This is a genomic window from Mycobacterium sp. IDUB_39 (genome assembly GCF_055419205.1).
Genome location: NZ_JBVAXF010000003.1, coordinates 299,028 through 314,663, shown reverse-complemented (window position 1 = coordinate 314,663; position 15,636 = coordinate 299,028). Strand labels below are relative to the sequence as shown.

Here is a 15,636-nt window from a genome sequence, read left to right as displayed (position 1 = left end):
CAAGTCCGTAACGCGGCCGCTGAGCGATGGCGCCGAGAAGCAGGTCGGCGATACTCTGGCCACGGCATGTTCTTCGACAGCGACGCCTATGAACGATTCATGGGCCGGTGGAGTCGCCGTCTGGCGCCACTGCTGATCGACTTCGCAGAGGTCGGCATGGGTCAGGCGGTACTCGACGTCGGCTCGGGAACCGGCGCGTTGACATTCGCGGCCGCAGCAATACCTGACTCCCGGGTGACCGGCGTCGACCCCGCGCAGCAGTACATCGAGTACGCGCAAGAGCGCGCCGACGGTGCGAACGTGCGGTTCGAACTCGCCGACGCGCAGGCGCTGCCGTTTTCCGACGGCACATTCGACCGCGCACTCGCGCTGCTCTCGCTCAACTTCGTCCCCGATCCCGGCCGTGCCTTGGATGAGATGATTCGCGTGACTCGGACGGGAGGTGTTGTCGCTGCGGCAGTTTGGGACTATGGCGACAGTATGGAGATGCTCAGGGCGTTCTGGGACGAGGCCGTCGCACTGGATCCAGACGCCCCCGACGAACGTCGGATGCCGCTGTCGCGGTGTGGTGAACTGGCCGCGTTGTGGCGTGTGCATCGGCTCGAGAGCGTCGAGGAGACGCAGTTGGTGATCGAGACGACGTTCACCTCATTCGACGACTACTGGCGGGGATTCCTGGGCGGGCAGGGACCTGCGGGGGCATACACCGCCACGTTGACGGAATCGCAGCGAGCCGCGCTCCGGTCCCGGCTCCACGACCGCTTGGCGCCATCGGGCGGGGGTTTCACGCTTCGCGCATGCGCCTGGGGCGCACGCGGCGTGGTCACCGCAGAGACTGCCAAATTGACATCAGCTTGGTAGCGCGCAATCGAACGACGCAACTGACAAGGGCACCACGTGACCAACACGGTCAACGCGGGGGCACCGTGTGATCGGTAGTGCGCCGCGGCAGCAAGGTGGCGTCCAGTACGTGGTGTTGCGGCTCGAATGAGTCGTTGGAGCCGAGTTGCCCCAGCAATACCTGCACGGCGGTCCGACCCATTTGCTGAATGTCCTGCGCGACGGTCGTGAGCCGAAGTATTGCCGACGAGGCGAGGTCGGAGTTGTCGAACCCGGCCACCGCTATGTCCTCGGGCACCCGCAGTCCTCGGTCGAGGATCGCCTCCAACGCGCCCAGGGCAACGTTGTCGTTGACCCCGATCGCCGCAGTCAGCGGGAAACCCTGGTCGAGCCAACCCCCAACAGCCTCGAGACCGGTCTTCTTGGAGAACGGCCCAACCGAGACAAGCGCGGTGGCGTCCGGGTGATCTCGCAGCGCGGCGTGAAAGCCGGCAAGCCGTTCGGCGGCATTGGTGGCGAACTGCGGGCCGCTCACAAACCCGATGTGCCGGTGGCCGAGACTCAAGAGGTGACGGGTCAATTCCATTGAACCGTGGTAGTTGTCAGAGACGACGTAGCTGCATGACTCGACGGTGGGTCGCCGGTTCGCGAAGACGACTCGCCGACGGTCGCCGAGGAGACTGAGCAGGCGTTCCTCGTTGCCGCAGCCGGAGGCGTAGATCACCCCGTCCAGCCCCTGCATCAGCAACCGCTCCAGCGAGCGGAAGGCGTGCTCGTCGTCATCATCCGTATTGCAGATGATCAGCGAGTAACCGGCTTCGCTGGCCTCGCGCTCGGCGGCCTTGGCGAGCTGAGGGTAGAAGGGGTTGCTCAGGTCACTGACCAGAAGTGCCAACACCCGGGTCTCCCCTGACACCAGTGCACGGGCGATCGCCGACGGCCGGTAACCGAGTTCGTCCACAACCCGCTGAACGCGCTCGCGGGTTGCCTCACTGACGTCGCCGCCGTGCCGCATCACGCGCGATACCGTTGAGATCGAGACCCCTGCGCGCGCGGCGACGTCATTGATGGTCGGGGCCCTGTTGCCGTCTGGTCGAGTCACCGGACCAACGCCTGGATGTCGCCCGCGGCAAAGAGCCGCATGTCGTGTGACGGGATCACCGGAGCGCCGAGGGACTCCAACCTGCGTCGGGAACGCTCGGCGGCAACCAGGTCCGTGTGCAGTCCCACCGGGGTCATCTCGTTCATGTTCTCGGCCACCATCACAAGATCACCAGCGAAGCACATTGGGCCGCCTGATGTCTCGAACAACACGCCCTGCGATCCGGGTGTGTGACCCGGTAATGCGAGCAACTCGAGTCCAGGCAACAACGTCTGGTCCCCATCGACCGGCGTCACGTCGTCCACCTCGAACTGGGCGGGGAACCCACAGCACGGAGTGAAATACTCCCTGCGCATGAGGGGCACTGTGGGGTTCGCGAAGAAGTCGAGTTCGGCGGCTTGGGCCAGTTTGGTGGCGCGCGGGAAGAGGTGATTGTTGCCGACATGGTCGTAGTGCAGATGGGTGTGCACAACCAAATCCACATCCCCCGGAGCTACTCCCAGCTCGGCCAGGAGTGAGGTCGGCTGTTCAGATTCACTGCGCCACAGGTCTTGTGGATAGTTGGATACGATCTCGGTGGGTGAGCCGAACCCAGTGTCGATGAGCACCGTCGACTCCCCCTGGAGCAGGATCATGATGTGCGGGATCACTACTTCTTGACCAGCGCCATCGAGGTAGGTGAGCATTGACTGCTCGGCGCGGCTGTTTCCAGTGCGTAGCGCCCAGGCCTTCCAAGTGCCCATGGCCCCCTCCTCGTTGATCGATGTATTTCTGGCTTAGTAACGGGCGCTCATTGAGCGGTGTAGCCGCCGTCGACGAGCAGAGCATGTCCGGTGACGTAACTGGCGTCATCGGAGGCGAGGTAGTAGACGGCAGCGGCGATGTCCTCGGGTTGCCCGATGCCGAGGGGGTGCACCTTCTCGTCCATACGGCGCGCCTCATCAGGGTCCTCGGTGGCTTCGAAGAACTCCCGAAGCAGCGGGGTCTCGATCGAGCCGGGACACACGGCATTGACGCGGATTCCGGCGGCCGCGTGGTCAATCGCCATCGATCGAGTGAGGTTGACGACCGCTGCCTTCGACGCGGAGTACGCGGCGTAGTCCACGAAGCCGACCATGCCGGCCTCGGACGCGATGTTAACGATGGCACCGCCGCCGGACTGGACCATCGCCGGCAGAGCCGCCTTGCAGGCGAGGAACACCGACCGCACATTGGTACGAAACACCAGGTCCCACTCCTCGAGGGTGGTCTCCAGGATGCTGCCCATTCGAGCGATCCCGACACTGTTGACCAACACCCCCGCCGGTCCTATGGCAGCGGTGGCATCCTCGACGAAGCGCGACGCCGTCTCGTCCTCTCCCAGGTCACCTGCGTGCGTGAAGACGGGTACGCCGAACTCCTCGGACAGGCTGCGCTGCGCGTGGTCGAGGCGATCGGGATTGAGATCGGCGAGCGCCAGCGAAGCTCCCTCTGAGGCGAAACGGCGTGCAGTTGCGAGTCCGATACCGGATGCGGCCCCTGTCACGTAGACGGTCCGTGTCATCGCTGGACCTCCGCTAACGAAGCCACCTCGGCCAGCGCGGCGTCGTAACCCTCACAGACGAGGCTCACTTGTTCCTCGGTTAGCGCAGTGGAGAGGTTGAGCATCCCGCGCGGAGCGGTGTAGACGCCGCGAATCAGGAGCGCGAGGTGCAAGGCCTGGTTGTGAGGGTGGCGTCCGTTCGAGGCGTCCGCAGCGTTGCGCGGGGCCGCGGCGAGGAAGTGCACGTGCATGATCGAACCCGCGCGGGTGACTGTCAGTGGAAGTTCGTCTCGGCTGGCCGCCATCTCAATCGCGCTGGCGACTCGAGCGGCCCGCTGGTTGAGTTCGGTGATTGCGTCACGGTCAAGAAGCGACATCGCCAAGACACCGGCCTCCATTGCCACGACGTTGCCGTTGAAGGTGCCCGAGTGCGCCAGCCGTTCTCCGGCGCCCGAGGACAGAGTGTCCAGTAGATCGGCACGGCCGCCCACCGCGCCGATCGGCAAGCCGCCACCGATGATCTTGCCCATCAGCACCAGATCTGGCTGGAGGCCGAGGAATCCGTGGACACCCTCGTGGGCATTGCGGAGGCCTTGGATCTCGTCGAGCACGAATAGCGCGCCTTCGCGGGAGGCTGCCGTTTGAGCGGCCACCAGGAACTCGGGTTCTGCGGGTACGACACCGGCACTGCCGAGAAACGGTTCGAGGATGACGCCAGCGACGGTCTCGTCGACGGCGTGTTCAAGCGCGGATGAATCGTTGTAGGGCACCCGTACAACGTCCGGGTGAGCATCGGCGAAGAAGGTCCCGGTTCCGTGGTAACCACCCTCTGCGAGAACCAACTTCCGACGACCCGTCACGTGTCGTGCCAATCGGGCAGCCAGGATCGCGGCCTCCGAGCCGGAGTTGGTGAAGCGGATCCGATGTACGCCCGGAAGCCGTTCGATCAGGTGCTCGGCCAATTCGGCCTGAGACACATGGGGTGCGGGATGCACCGTCCCAGTCCGGGCGGCGCGCACCAGGGCGTCGGTGATCTGCGGGTGAGCGTGGCCATGAATCAGAGACGTGTAGTTGTTCAGGACGTCCACGTAAGCGTTGCCGTCAACGTCACGCACGCACGCGCCGGAACCGGACTCGAGCACGACCGGGTAGGGCTCGTAGAACGCCACCGAACGCGTCTCCCCACCAGGCAGCGAGGCCAGGAATCGTTCGCGCAGTGCAGCGGACCCCTGGGTCATCTGCCGGTACCTATCCTGCACAATTGCCTCCTTGAGCGATGCCGGTAACGCTTTCAGCCACGATAGAACGTGACCTGGAGCACTGTCAATTGATCAAAATCCAAGCGAAACGTCGTTCAGAACTCGCTCTTCGGCTGCTATTGACACCGATTCAGCCACCTGCTTAGGTTCGAAAAAGCGCTTTCGGTAGCGCTTTCAGACGTCGGTAGTTTCCCGTCGAATCCATTGCCACTCAGGAGAGATGACCCGCCCATGCCAACGGCCAACACGCTCTCGTCCACTGTCTCGCTACGGGGTGTCTCCAAGCGCTACCGCGAGCACGTCGCACTCCAGCCGACTGACCTGGAGATACGGGAGGGCGAGTTTCTCTGTCTCTTGGGGCCTTCGGGCTGCGGGAAGACGACGCTGCTGAGCCTCATCGGTGGCTTCATCCGCCCGACCGAAGGCACCGTGCACATCGCCGACAAGCGCGTCGATCAGCTGCCACCCAACCGCCGCGACGTGAACACCGTGTTCCAGTCCTACGCGCTCTTCCCGCACATGACCGTCGCGGCCAACGTCGCCTTCGGCCTGAAGATGGCCGGGGTTGCGAAGCCTGAGATCGGTACCAGGGTCGCCGAGGCGTTGGACATGGTGGGACTCGCCGACAAGGGTGCGCGCCTGCCGACAGCCCTCTCCGGTGGACAGCAACAGCGCGTCGCACTAGCCCGCGCGTTGGTGCGTCGACCCTCGGTCCTCGCCCTCGACGAACCGTTCGGCGCCCTCGATCTCAACCTGCGTAAGCGCCTGCAGCTCGAACTCAAGCAGCTCCACAGGGAGCTCGGGATCACTTTCGTCTTCGTGACCCACGATCAGGACGAGGCCATGGTGATGTCGGACCGCGTGGCGATCATGTCGGAGGGCCGAATCGAGCAACTCGCGCCTCCGACCGAGGTGTACCTGCGGCCCCGTAACCGGTTCGTCGCCGAGTTTGTGGGTGAGTCCAACATCTTCGATCTGCACCGCCGATCTGGAGCCGTCACCCTTGCCTCCTCCGTCCGCGTTCCCGACCAACTGGTGCCCAGGGATCTCCCTGACGGCAGCCATCAGGTGATGGTCAGGCCGGAATTCATTGCACTGCATGCCGAACCGGGACAAGGCCGGCTCCCGGTGCAGCTCCTGGAGACGCACTTCCTCGGACAGTCCGTGCGCGCTGACCTTCAGGTGCAAGGTACTGACATCACGCTCACGGCGAGGCTGTCGGGGACTCCGTCCGAACAGTTGCTCGGGCCGGAACACAGCGGTACGTATTTCGTCGAATGGGACCCCATGCGGGCCGTGGTCCTCGATCCGAATCAACACTGAAACCCATTAGGAGAGAACCATGTCCAAGTCTTTGCACAGTCTCGGTCGCCGCGACTTCCTCGGCCTCAGCGTCGCTGCCGGCCTCACGGTCGCAGCCAGCTCCGCACTCGCCGGATGCGCGTCCGGCTCGAGCGGTAGCGGTCAGTTCAACTGGTTGACCTGGCCCAATCACTTTGAGTCCGCACAGGTCCGGTCTGCCAGTGACCGCCTCGGTTACACACTCAACCCAGTGCTCTTCGAAGACAACGCCATTGGATACCAGAAGGTGAGCAGCGCGGGCTCCGACTTCCAAAGCGCCTCGGCCGACGGACTCTGGGCCGCGAAGTACCACAAGGACGGTCTCATCGACCCGTTCGACATCACCGCGGTCGAGGCCGCCCGTGACCTGTACCCGGTTGCCCGGGAGTACGACTTCTGGACAACCTCCGACGGCTACATGGCCTACCCGAATGCCTGGTCGATGTCGATCGTGTTCTACAACCCGAAGTACGTGACGCAGGCACCGGACTCCTGGCACGCGCTGCTCAAGCCGGAGTACCGAGGCAAGATCGTGGTGCCGAACGCTCCGTCCTCGGTCCTGGCCAACGCCGGCGTGGCAGTTGGAGCGAAGGACCCGACGAATATGAGCGCGGCAGAACTGGCCGAGGCCAAGAGCTATCTTCAGCAACTCAAACCGAACATCCTCAAGCTCGCCGCCCAGGACTCCGACGTGATCCGAGCACTGGCCGACGAGTCCGCGTGGATCGGGATTCAGTGGTTGGGCACCGAATTTCGAGTCAAGGATGCAGGCGGCCCCGTCGTCAAGGGTGTCGTGCCCAACGAGGGGACCACGGGGTGGATCGATGGCGAGATGTCGGTGCGCAAGACGGGCGACCTCCAACGGTTCGATGCCTTCCTGAACGCCATGAAGACGCCGGAGAACGACGCGGAGCTCTTCTTGAAGAACGGTAACCCCTACCTCAACGAGGCTGCCTACAAACTGCTGGTCAACCAGGGCAAGAAGGAGCTCGCCGACCTGTCGCTGTTCAATCAGCCGGACAAGGTCCTGGAGATGAAGTTGTGGGGCCCGTCCGCCAATGACCAGGCCTACACCGATACCTTCAACGAGGTCTTCGGGGCATGAGTCCGGAGAAACGGCGCTCCTGGCAGTGGTTGGGATTCGTGCCGTCGGCACTACTATTCGGCCTCTTTCTCGGCGCTCCGCTTGTCCTCGTCGTGCTTTACAGCGTCTGGACGGTGGTCGACTATCGCGTCGTCCATGACTGGACGCTCGACAACTACCAATACCTGCTCACCACCGGGGTGTATCTCAAAGTCGCGATCCGCACCCTGGTTGTGGCGCTGGTGAGCACCGCGTTGGCAATCGCGATAGCGTTCCCGTTCGTCTTCTGGCTCTCCCGCCATGTGCGCCCCTCCTGGCGGCGACCACTGTTGGTGCTCGTGATCCTGCCCTTCGGAACAAGCTATCTACTAAGGGTTTATGCGTGGTTGGCGATTCTGGGTGATCGCGGGCTGATCAACCAGACGCTGCAGAGCGTCGGTCTCACCGACGACCCGGTGCGACTGCTCTACAACAGCCCGGCTGTGATCGCCGTGCTGGTGTATCTGTACCTGCCGTTCGCGATCTTGACCATGTTCACCGCACTCGAACGGTTCGACTGGAACCAGCTCAAGGCAGCGCAGGATCTGGGTGCCAGACCACTACGCGCGATACGCCTGGTGCTGCTCCCCCAGATGCGAACCGGAATCGTCACCGCCGTGATCTTCGTGTTCATCCCCATTCTCGGTGAGTACCTCGCACCGCAGATCGTTGGCGGGACTGAGGGCGCAATGATCGGCAACACCATCGTGAACTTCTTCCAAAGTTCGCAGTACACCCGGGGGGCCGCGCTCGGGATCCTGATCATGGCGGTGGTGGCGGCGCTACTAATCCCCGCTCGCCGTTACCTCAACGTCGGGAGCATCGTCAATGGCCGATAGCTACGAGGCCGTCTCCACTGCTGACCGGGCATCCCGAATTCTGCAGTACCTCTTCGCCGCTGGCGTGTTTCTCTTCATGTTTCTACCGCTCTGCGTGCTGGTGCTGTTCAGCTTCAACGCAAACCAGTTCGGCACCTTCCCGATCACCGGGTTCACCTTGCGGTGGTATGAGGACGTCTTCGCCAATAGCCAGATCCAGGACGCGCTGCTGACGAGCCTGCAGATCTCCGCGCAGGTCACCGTGCTCGCCGTAGTGATCGGCACCGCGGCGGCATTTCCGTTGTCTCGCATAAAGTTCCGCTATACGAGTTGGCTCAGGCTCGGATACACGCTTCCGCTGATGATCCCGGGTCTGATCATCGGGGTCAGTCTGCTGATCCTGTTCACGCAGGTATTCGGCATGCAACTGTCCCCCACCACCGCGATGGTGGGCCAGACGGTGTTCACCACCCCGTTCGTGGTGCTGATCGTGGCTGCCCAGTTGGACGGTATCGACCCCGCGTTGGAATTGGCGGCGAGTGACCTTGGGGCCTCTCGGCTTCGTACACTCCGCCACGTGACGCTGCCGTTGTTAGCGTCGGCGATCCTGTCCGGAGCGCTGTTCGCCTTCACGTTGGCAATGGATGAGTTCATAATCACGATGTTCCTCATCGGCAACGACAACACGCTGCCGATCTACATCTACACCCAGGTCCGGTTCGGCATCACCCCCGAGGTGAACGCACTGGCTTCCCTGCTCCTGCTCGGCGCCGTCCTCCTACTGGCGTTGAGTGTCGCCCTCCCCGTTGCCCTCCGCGGGCTGCGCAAGAGGATGCAAGTCCGATCCGTCGCATGCTCCGAGTCGCAGACGGCCCTGTCACTGATGTCCCACGATCCCAGCAAGGAGAGCCCACTACATGGATGACAAGGTGATCATCACCTGCGCACTGACCGGGGGCATGACCGTCCCCGGGCAAAGCCCCGCCATTCCGATCACAGTCGCCCAGATCGTCGAGGAGGGTGTGCGGGCGGCCGAGGCCGGCGCGTCCGTCCTGCACCTACATGTGCGCGAAGAGGCAACTGGCAAACCGGTAACCGATCTCGAACTCTTCGCAACCCTACTCTCGGAACTTCGGGAACGGACCGATGCCGTGCTGCAACCCACTACCGGAGGCGGCCGTGGGATGACCATTGAGCAGCGTGGTTCGGTACTCGGCTTCCGGCCAGAGATGGCTACCTTCAACGCCGGCAGTTTCAATTTCGGCATCTTCCCCGTAGCCCAGCGGGGGCTGCCGTTGGAGGACTGGGAACGTGACTACGTCGACGGCACAAGGGACTACATCTTCAAGAACACCTTCGCCGACATGACCTACATGGGTCGTTTGATGTCAGAGTCCGAAACGCGACCTGAAATCGAGATCTACGACGTCGGACAGCTCTTCAATTTGCGCCAGCTGATCAAGGATGGCGTGCTGCAGGCACCGTTCAACCTTCAGTTTGTGCTTGGTGTGCTCGGTGCCAACGCCGCCGAGCCTGACCAACTGATCCACATGCTGCGCACTGCCGAGCGACTGTTCGGCCAGGGACAGTTCACCTGGTCGGCGGCCGGCGTCGGCTACCCGGGTGAGTTCAACCTGGTTGCCATGGCGCTGATGCTCGGCGGCAATGTGCGTGTCGGGCTGGAGGACAACCTACGCGTCACTCGCACCCGGCAGGCCACCTCAAACGCAGATCTGGTGACCAAGGCGGTCTCGCTGGCGACACATTTCGACCGCACTCCCGCGACACCCGCGGAGGCTCGCGAGCGACTCGGACTCAAGGGCGCCCATGCCGTGTCCTTCTGACCTTCACGCGACACACGCACGATGACCCGGATTCTGGTCGCGCCCGACAAGTTCAAGGGATCGCTTCCTGCCGATGAGGTCGCCGCAGCGATATCCCGTGGGCTGCGGCGGACCTTACCCACGAAAGATGTGGTTCGACACCCCATCGCTGACGGTGGCGAGGGCACCGTTGATGTCCTACTCGCGCAGGGCTTCACGGCTGTCACGTGCCCTGTGCGGACCCTGCTCGGAGGGCGATTGGCTGAGGCCCGCTATGCGATTCGGCGCGATGAGGCCGTGATCGAAATCGCCGAGGGCATCGGTCTTGCGCGCCTCCCCGGTGCTCCGTCGTCCAGCACCGCGCTCGCAGCCTCGTCATACGCAGTCGGAGAACTACTACTGGACGCGATTGGAAAGGGCGCGCGGCGGGTCGTGATCGGCGTCGGGGGCTCAGCCAGTTCCGACGGCGGAGTTGGCGCACTGCAAGCATTGGGGGCGCTTGTCTTGGATGGGCACGGGCGAGCCGTCGAACCTGGCGGGGCAGCCGTCCGAGACGTCGCCGAGCTCCACCTGGACGGGGCTGTCGAAGCGATCCGCGATGTCGAGGTAGTGGTTGCCTGCGATGTCGACAACCCGTTGCTCGGACCTACGGGCGCCGCGGCCGTGTACGGACCGCAGAAGGGAGCCTGCGCAGCCGACGTCCGCATGCTGGAGAACTCGCTCGATAGGTGGGCGGCACTCGTGGCAGACACAACCGGTACGGACCGAAGTGGACAGCCCGGAATGGGCGCAGCCGGCGGGCTGGGCTTCGGTCTCGCGACCATTGGGGCACGGCTGGAGTCCGGAATCGACCTGGTTCTCGATCTCACCGGCTTCGACGACCAACTCGCTGAAGCGGACTGCGTGATTGTCGGAGAAGGAGCTCTCGACACTCAAAGTCTGCACGGGAAGGGCCCGATTGGCATTGCGAGGCGCGCGTGCCGCGCTGGCGTCGCAGTGATAGCTGTCGCCGGGCACTGCACTCTGACCGCAGACCAGCTGCGTGAGGTCGGCGTGAGCACGAGTTACGCGCTCACCGATCTGGAACCGGATGTGGAGGTCTGTATGCAACAGGCCGCGCCTCTGCTGGAGCAGGTCGGGGAGCAGATCGCTCGGGACTGGACCACCTAGTTCACCAGGGGTGATGCCCTTCCGCGGAAGGCCGCGCAGCGATTGCAGCGTGGGTGATGTCAGCGCTACACTTGCTACATGAGCGCTGCAGAATCCGCCTACGAGGTCGCCGAACGGGCCGACCACCTCGAGGTGCGCGGAGTGAGCCGCCGCGATGTCGAGGAGGGGCTCGAGCTCATTGGCAGAGTCCGCGTCCTGCAGGCCGACCACGTTGCGGCAACGCGCACCGATCTCCTTCGCGCCCTGATGTCACGCAATGTCACGCTGACGCCACCAGCCACCCTGGCCCAAGCCCAACGGCTGGCCACCCACCGTGACGGGCTGTTGGCGACGCCGGTGTTCACCCATGAAACCCTGAGGGCGTTGCGCGGTGACGCGAAAACCTCCAGCACCCGAACCTGGCTGACCCGCCGTCGCGACAACCACGAGGTGTTCACGGTGACGCACAACGGCCGCACCCTGATCCCGGCGTTTCAGCTCGACGAGGTGGGCCAGCCCCGCCCCGAACTGCAACCCGTGCTCGAGGCGCTGGCCGGTGCGGGTGTCGCCGGATGGCCACTGTGGACCTGGCTGACCAGCCCCGCCGCTCTGCTGTCCGGTGAGATCCCCGAGGAGCTCGCCCGCCGAGCACCGGCCCGGGTGCTCCGAGCCGCGCGCAGATTCGCGTCCACCGCAGCCGCATAACGCGGCGGATGACAGTCCCGCCAGCAGATCTCGACTGCCCCGATCCCGATGGGTGCCCCGTCGCACCAGCACTGCCTCGGCTGCGAACCACGACCCTGCCCGCGGGCTCTCCGCTCTATCGGGTGTACGACGCCACCTGGGGTTACGACGAACACAATCCCGGATACGGGGATGCCCGCTTCTCCCCCATCGACGACCCCGCCACCGCAGACCGCCTGCCCAGCATGTATCTCGCGGCGACCCCGGCGGCCGCGCTGCTCGAGACCATCTTCCACGACGTCCACCAGCTCGGCGGGCGCATCATCTACGAGCGTGACCTACGCGGGAAACTGTTGGCCCACTTGCGAGTACCGGCCGCTGCCATCCTCGGCGATCTACGCGACCCCGAACTCGAGCGGCTGGGTCTGTCCCGTCCGCAGGTGGTGTCCAGCCCGGCCGAGCACTACCCGTGCACGCGTCGACTGGCCGGCGCGGCGCTCAACAAGACCCCGCGCGGACGGGCCCTGGCTGGGCTCATCTGGCACTCCCGACAGACCGAGCTCGCCGAAACCGAACGCGTGGAGGTCATCGTGCTCTTCGGGGACCCGCGCTACGCCTCTGGGCGCGGCAGCTGGCCGCTCTTCGGGCCCGGCGCCTCGTCACTCTACGACGGCCCCGGACGGCTCCTCGTCGAGGAGATCGCCGAAAACCTCGGCGCGATAATCGAACTCGATGGCTCTGAGGCTGTCAAATGATCGCAGCGGGAGGTGGTCTCGGCAAATCGCCGCGCCGAACGTCAGCCCTCGGTCGTCGAGCGGCTAACCTGGGGATGATGACGAGCAACGGTCGGCCGAAGGTCCTGATCATCGGTGGCGGTTTCGGTGGACTGTTCTGTGCCCGCAGGCTCGGTGACGTCGACGTCGAGGTCACGCTGCTTGACCGTGCCGCGTGCCACGTGTTCCAGCCGCTGCTCTATCAATGTGCCACCGGGACACTGAGTATTGGTCAGATCAGCCGTTCGCTGCGGGAGGAACTCGCGCGACACCGGAACGTCACCACACTGCTCGGCGAAGCGTTCGACCTCGACGCGGACGCGCGTCGGGTCACTGCTCGCCGCCCAGATGACACCACCTTCACGATCGACTACGACGTGTTGATCGTCGCTGTCGGGATGAGGCAGGCATATTTCGGACACGAGGAGTTCGCCCAGTGGGCACCGGGGATGAAAACCCTGGACGACGCACTGAGCGTTCGTCGGCGGCTGTTCGGTGCGTTTGAGATGGCCGAAACGCTGCCCCCGGGGCCCGAACGAGACGCTTGGCTCACCTTCGCAATCGCGGGCGGCGGACCCACCGGTGTGGAGTTGGCAGGGCAGATTCGAGAAATGGCCACTCGCGCCCTGGCCAAGGAATTCCACAGCATCCAGCCCGAGGATGCGCGCGTAATGCTGTTCGATGGCGGCGACCGTGTTCTCGACAGCTTCACCCCGGACCTCACTCAAAAGGCCACCCGAATACTGCAGAAGCTAGGTGTTGAACTGCACCTGGGTGTGCATGTCACCGACGTTCGTCGTGACGGAATCACCGTCACACCAAAGGCCGGCGGCCCTTCCGACGAGTACGCGGCGCGAACCATCCTCTGGACTGCCGGTGTCGAGGCCGTGCCCTTCGCGCGGCGCGTAGCAGAGGTCATGGGTGCATCCTCCGACCGCGCCGGGCGGATCGCGGTGGAACCCGACCTCTCCGTGGCCGGCCATCCGGAGGTCTTCATCGTCGGCGACCTCGTCGGCCGCGACCACTTGCCGGGCGTTGCCGAGAACGCGATGCAGGGTGGTATCCACGTCGCCGCCTGCGTGCGTCGCGACCTCGCAGGCAAGGCCCGTCGACCGTACCGCTACCGCGACCTTGGGTCGGCGGCCTACATCAGCCGAGGCCACGCGCTGTTGCAGGTAGGTCCCGTCAAACTTGCCGGTTTTGTCGGCTGGCTGGCCTGGGGATTCATCCACATCGCCTTCCTGACCGGCATTGAGAACCGCATCAGTACCGTCGCATCCTGGCTGGCCACGATTGCCCGCGCCCGCCGTACCGACCGAACGTTCATCCTGGGGAGCACGACATCACCTGAGCATCCGTACACCTGGTTGAAGTTGGTGCATCCCAACATGATTCGCCAGAAGGAAGGCTCGGGGGAAACGGAGTCTGTGCCGTAGGGGCATCTGCACTGAGCCAGCGAGCCACTGGAGTCCCCCGTAGCAGCGACTTACGGGTTGGAGGCTCGCGACCGCAGTAGACCTGCGCGAGTGGCCGGAACGCCGCTGCGACCATGTTCATCGCATTTGACAGCCAGTATCTGATTGATCCCGAGCCGGTTGGCGGTGAATCCAAGCGCCGACCCGGCCATGTAGAGCCGCCATATCCTCGCGCGCCCCGCGCTGCTGCGCGTCACCGCCTCGTCCCAGTTGTCCTCGAGATTCCCCACCCACGCTCGCAGTGTCAATGCGTAGTGCTCGCGCAGCGACTCGACGTCGCGCACCTCGAAGCCGGCTCCTTCGAGTGCATCGATCACTGTTGCCATCGGTTCAATCTCCCCATCGGGAAAGACGTAGCGATCGATGAATGAGGTCTTGGAAAACGCGGCCGGCTTGCTCGGTCTGTGGGAGATGGCGTGATTGAGCAATCGACCCTGGGCACGTAAGAGCTCATACAGGTGGGTGGCATACACGGGCAGCAAGGCCGCACCGACATGTTCTGCCATTCCGATACTCGAGACTGCGTCAAAGGGTCCGTCGGAGACGTCGCGGTAGTCCTGGACGCGGATTTCGACCAACTCGCCCACACCCCCGTCGACCATCCGTTTGGCTGCATAGTCCGCCTGCTCACGCGACAGGGTGACGCCGACGACACGCACGCCGTAGTTGCGAGCCGCGTGCAGGGCGAAAGTTCCCCACCCGCAGCCGACGTCGAGCACCCGCATGCCGGGGGTCAGGCCAAGCTTGCGGGCCACCAGATCGCATTTGGCGAACTGTGCCGCGGTCAGGCCCTCCTCTGGTTGCGCCCAGTACCCACATGAGTACGTCATCGACTCGCCCAGTACGAGGCGGTAGAAGTCATTGCCGACGTCGTAGTGGTGACTCACCGCTGCCTCGTCTCGAGACTTGTCGTGCCGGTGTCCGCGGGCGGTTCTCGCTTCCTCATCCGGCGGTCTAGGTGGCGGGCCAATGATTCCAAGCCGCAGCGCCGCCTTCATCACGGCCTTCTTGGTCTCGTTATCGATGTGCACACCCGGACCGCGTGTCGGGTTCGACAGCTGCTCTAGGACTTCCATGCCCGCGAGCAGGTCCCCCTCGATTTCGATATCGCCGGCCACGTAGGCGCGGGCGAAGCCGAGTTCGTTGGGGGCCCACAGCAGGCGCCTCAGACCCCTGCGGTTGTTGAACTTGATTGTCCACTCTGTGTTCGACGGCCCGGTCCGGCTTCCATCCCAGCCCCTGATCTCGATTGGAACCTCTGGGCCCACGGCCGCACGAACCAAGGGCAACAACGATTCGGCAACTGTCACCATCGCACCTCCGTCCAACGTCGGTTCATCACGCTCTGAGGTGAGGCCGTACCGCCGTGTTCATCGGCGAAGCGGCCCAAATTCGGTCCATCGGATCTGGGAGGACACAAACCAAGTGAGGATTACTGCGCCCAAGGCGTTTAGCCGATCGAGCGAGCCCTCGCCGAGACCCATTCGTTCGTGCTCGATGCTGGCGAGTAGTTCAGCGATCTCGTTCGTGGATGCACCCGTGCTGAGCACGGCGACAATCTGAGGGCAGTAAGAGTCGTATTCGTCAGCGGCATAGGGAAATGCGCCCGACACACCGATGGGATCCCACTTCCAGTGGAGGATCTGGCGCAACTCGTAGTCGCCAGTCTCCCTGAACCAGCGGGTGAATTCTTCAACACCGAGCTGCGTGGCCTCGCTCACCATGTC

General features: G+C 64.1%; 17 protein-coding genes. 10 read left to right on the top strand and 7 right to left on the bottom strand.

Annotation, left to right across the window (positions count from 1 at the left end):
• Positions 1 to 66: 66 nt before the first annotated feature.
• On the top strand, positions 67 to 861 hold the full coding sequence (locus tag ACZY0X_RS13450) for a class I SAM-dependent methyltransferase (protein WP_463771063.1): 795 nt from the start codon (positions 67 to 69) through the stop codon (positions 859 to 861).
• A gap of 49 nt (positions 862 to 910) precedes the next feature.
• On the opposite strand, the gene ACZY0X_RS13445 is transcribed toward ACZY0X_RS13450, so the two are convergent.
• The 4 genes from ACZY0X_RS13445 to ACZY0X_RS13430 are packed head-to-tail and all read right to left on the bottom strand — an operon-like array spanning position 911 to position 4,702.
• Positions 911 to 1,942 (bottom strand): LacI family DNA-binding transcriptional regulator, encoded by a 1,032-nt coding sequence (locus tag ACZY0X_RS13445; protein WP_463771061.1) that lies wholly within the window; start codon positions 1,940 to 1,942, stop codon positions 911 to 913.
• Complete coding sequence (locus tag ACZY0X_RS13440) at positions 1,939 to 2,685, bottom strand: N-acyl homoserine lactonase family protein (RefSeq protein ID WP_463771059.1); 747 nt, start codon at positions 2,683 to 2,685, stop codon at positions 1,939 to 1,941. Before ACZY0X_RS13440 ends, ACZY0X_RS13445 begins: the two co-directional genes overlap by 4 nt.
• Positions 2,686 to 2,732: 47 nt before the next feature.
• Positions 2,733 to 3,485, bottom strand: a complete 753-nt coding sequence (locus ACZY0X_RS13435; RefSeq protein ID WP_463771057.1) for an SDR family NAD(P)-dependent oxidoreductase — start codon at positions 3,483 to 3,485, stop codon at positions 2,733 to 2,735.
• Positions 3,482 to 4,702: an aspartate aminotransferase family protein gene (locus ACZY0X_RS13430; protein ID WP_463771055.1), complete on the bottom strand. Its 1,221-nt coding sequence runs from the start codon at positions 4,700 to 4,702 to the stop codon at positions 3,482 to 3,484. Before ACZY0X_RS13430 ends, ACZY0X_RS13435 begins: the two co-directional genes overlap by 4 nt.
• A 252-nt stretch (positions 4,703 to 4,954) precedes the next feature.
• Here ACZY0X_RS13430 and ACZY0X_RS13425 point away from each other — a divergent pair, with 252 nt between their 5' ends.
• The 8 genes from ACZY0X_RS13425 (at position 4,955) to ACZY0X_RS13390 (ending at position 12,416) form a co-directional block, all read left to right on the top strand.
• Positions 4,955 to 6,046, top strand: coding sequence for an ABC transporter ATP-binding protein (locus tag ACZY0X_RS13425; protein WP_463771054.1), 1,092 nt, complete (start codon positions 4,955 to 4,957; stop codon positions 6,044 to 6,046).
• 19 nt (positions 6,047 to 6,065) lie between these two features.
• Positions 6,066 to 7,169 (top strand): ABC transporter substrate-binding protein, encoded by a 1,104-nt coding sequence (locus ACZY0X_RS13420; protein ID WP_463771053.1) that lies wholly within the window; start codon positions 6,066 to 6,068, stop codon positions 7,167 to 7,169.
• Positions 7,166 to 8,026, top strand: coding sequence for an ABC transporter permease (locus ACZY0X_RS13415; protein ID WP_463771051.1), 861 nt, complete (start codon positions 7,166 to 7,168; stop codon positions 8,024 to 8,026). Before ACZY0X_RS13420 ends, ACZY0X_RS13415 begins: the two co-directional genes overlap by 4 nt.
• The gene (locus tag ACZY0X_RS13410) at positions 8,016 to 8,930 is read left to right on the top strand and encodes an ABC transporter permease (RefSeq protein ID WP_463771049.1); all 915 of its coding nucleotides are present in this window, start codon (positions 8,016 to 8,018) and stop codon (positions 8,928 to 8,930) included. Before ACZY0X_RS13415 ends, ACZY0X_RS13410 begins: the two co-directional genes overlap by 11 nt.
• A complete protein-coding gene (locus ACZY0X_RS13405; protein ID WP_463771046.1) occupies positions 8,923 to 9,849 on the top strand; it encodes a beta-keto acid cleavage family enzyme in 927 nt (308 codons plus the stop codon). Before ACZY0X_RS13410 ends, ACZY0X_RS13405 begins: the two co-directional genes overlap by 8 nt.
• A 21-nt stretch (positions 9,850 to 9,870) precedes the next feature.
• Entirely contained in the window at positions 9,871 to 10,998 is a 1,128-nt protein-coding gene (locus ACZY0X_RS13400) for a glycerate kinase (RefSeq protein ID WP_463771044.1), read from the top strand.
• A 78-nt stretch (positions 10,999 to 11,076) separates the two neighbouring features.
• On the top strand, positions 11,077 to 11,682 hold the full coding sequence (locus ACZY0X_RS13395) for a hypothetical protein (RefSeq protein WP_463771042.1): 606 nt from the start codon (positions 11,077 to 11,079) through the stop codon (positions 11,680 to 11,682).
• Between the two features lie 8 nt (positions 11,683 to 11,690).
• On the top strand, positions 11,691 to 12,416 hold the full coding sequence (locus tag ACZY0X_RS13390; protein WP_463771040.1) for an RES domain-containing protein: 726 nt from the start codon (positions 11,691 to 11,693) through the stop codon (positions 12,414 to 12,416).
• Between the two features lie 41 nt (positions 12,417 to 12,457).
• Here the strand turns inward: ACZY0X_RS13390 and ACZY0X_RS13385 are convergent, their stop codons facing one another.
• Positions 12,458 to 12,616, bottom strand: a complete 159-nt coding sequence (locus tag ACZY0X_RS13385) for a hypothetical protein (protein ID WP_463771621.1) — start codon at positions 12,614 to 12,616, stop codon at positions 12,458 to 12,460.
• Between ACZY0X_RS13385 and ACZY0X_RS13380 the strand changes: the two genes are divergently transcribed.
• On the top strand, positions 12,548 to 13,870 hold the full coding sequence (locus ACZY0X_RS13380; RefSeq protein ID WP_463771578.1) for an NAD(P)/FAD-dependent oxidoreductase: 1,323 nt from the start codon (positions 12,548 to 12,550) through the stop codon (positions 13,868 to 13,870). The genes ACZY0X_RS13385 and ACZY0X_RS13380 overlap by 69 nt on opposite strands.
• Before the next feature lie 50 nt (positions 13,871 to 13,920).
• On the opposite strand, the gene ACZY0X_RS13375 is transcribed toward ACZY0X_RS13380, so the two are convergent.
• Positions 13,921 to 15,219, bottom strand: a complete 1,299-nt coding sequence (locus ACZY0X_RS13375; RefSeq protein ID WP_463771039.1) for a class I SAM-dependent methyltransferase — start codon at positions 15,217 to 15,219, stop codon at positions 13,921 to 13,923.
• Between the two features lie 60 nt (positions 15,220 to 15,279).
• Positions 15,280 to 15,633 carry a hypothetical protein gene (locus ACZY0X_RS13370; protein WP_463771037.1) on the bottom strand — a complete coding sequence of 118 codons (354 nt, stop codon included), beginning with the start codon at positions 15,631 to 15,633 and terminating at the stop codon, positions 15,280 to 15,282.
• Between the last annotated feature and the right edge of the window lie 3 nt (positions 15,634 to 15,636).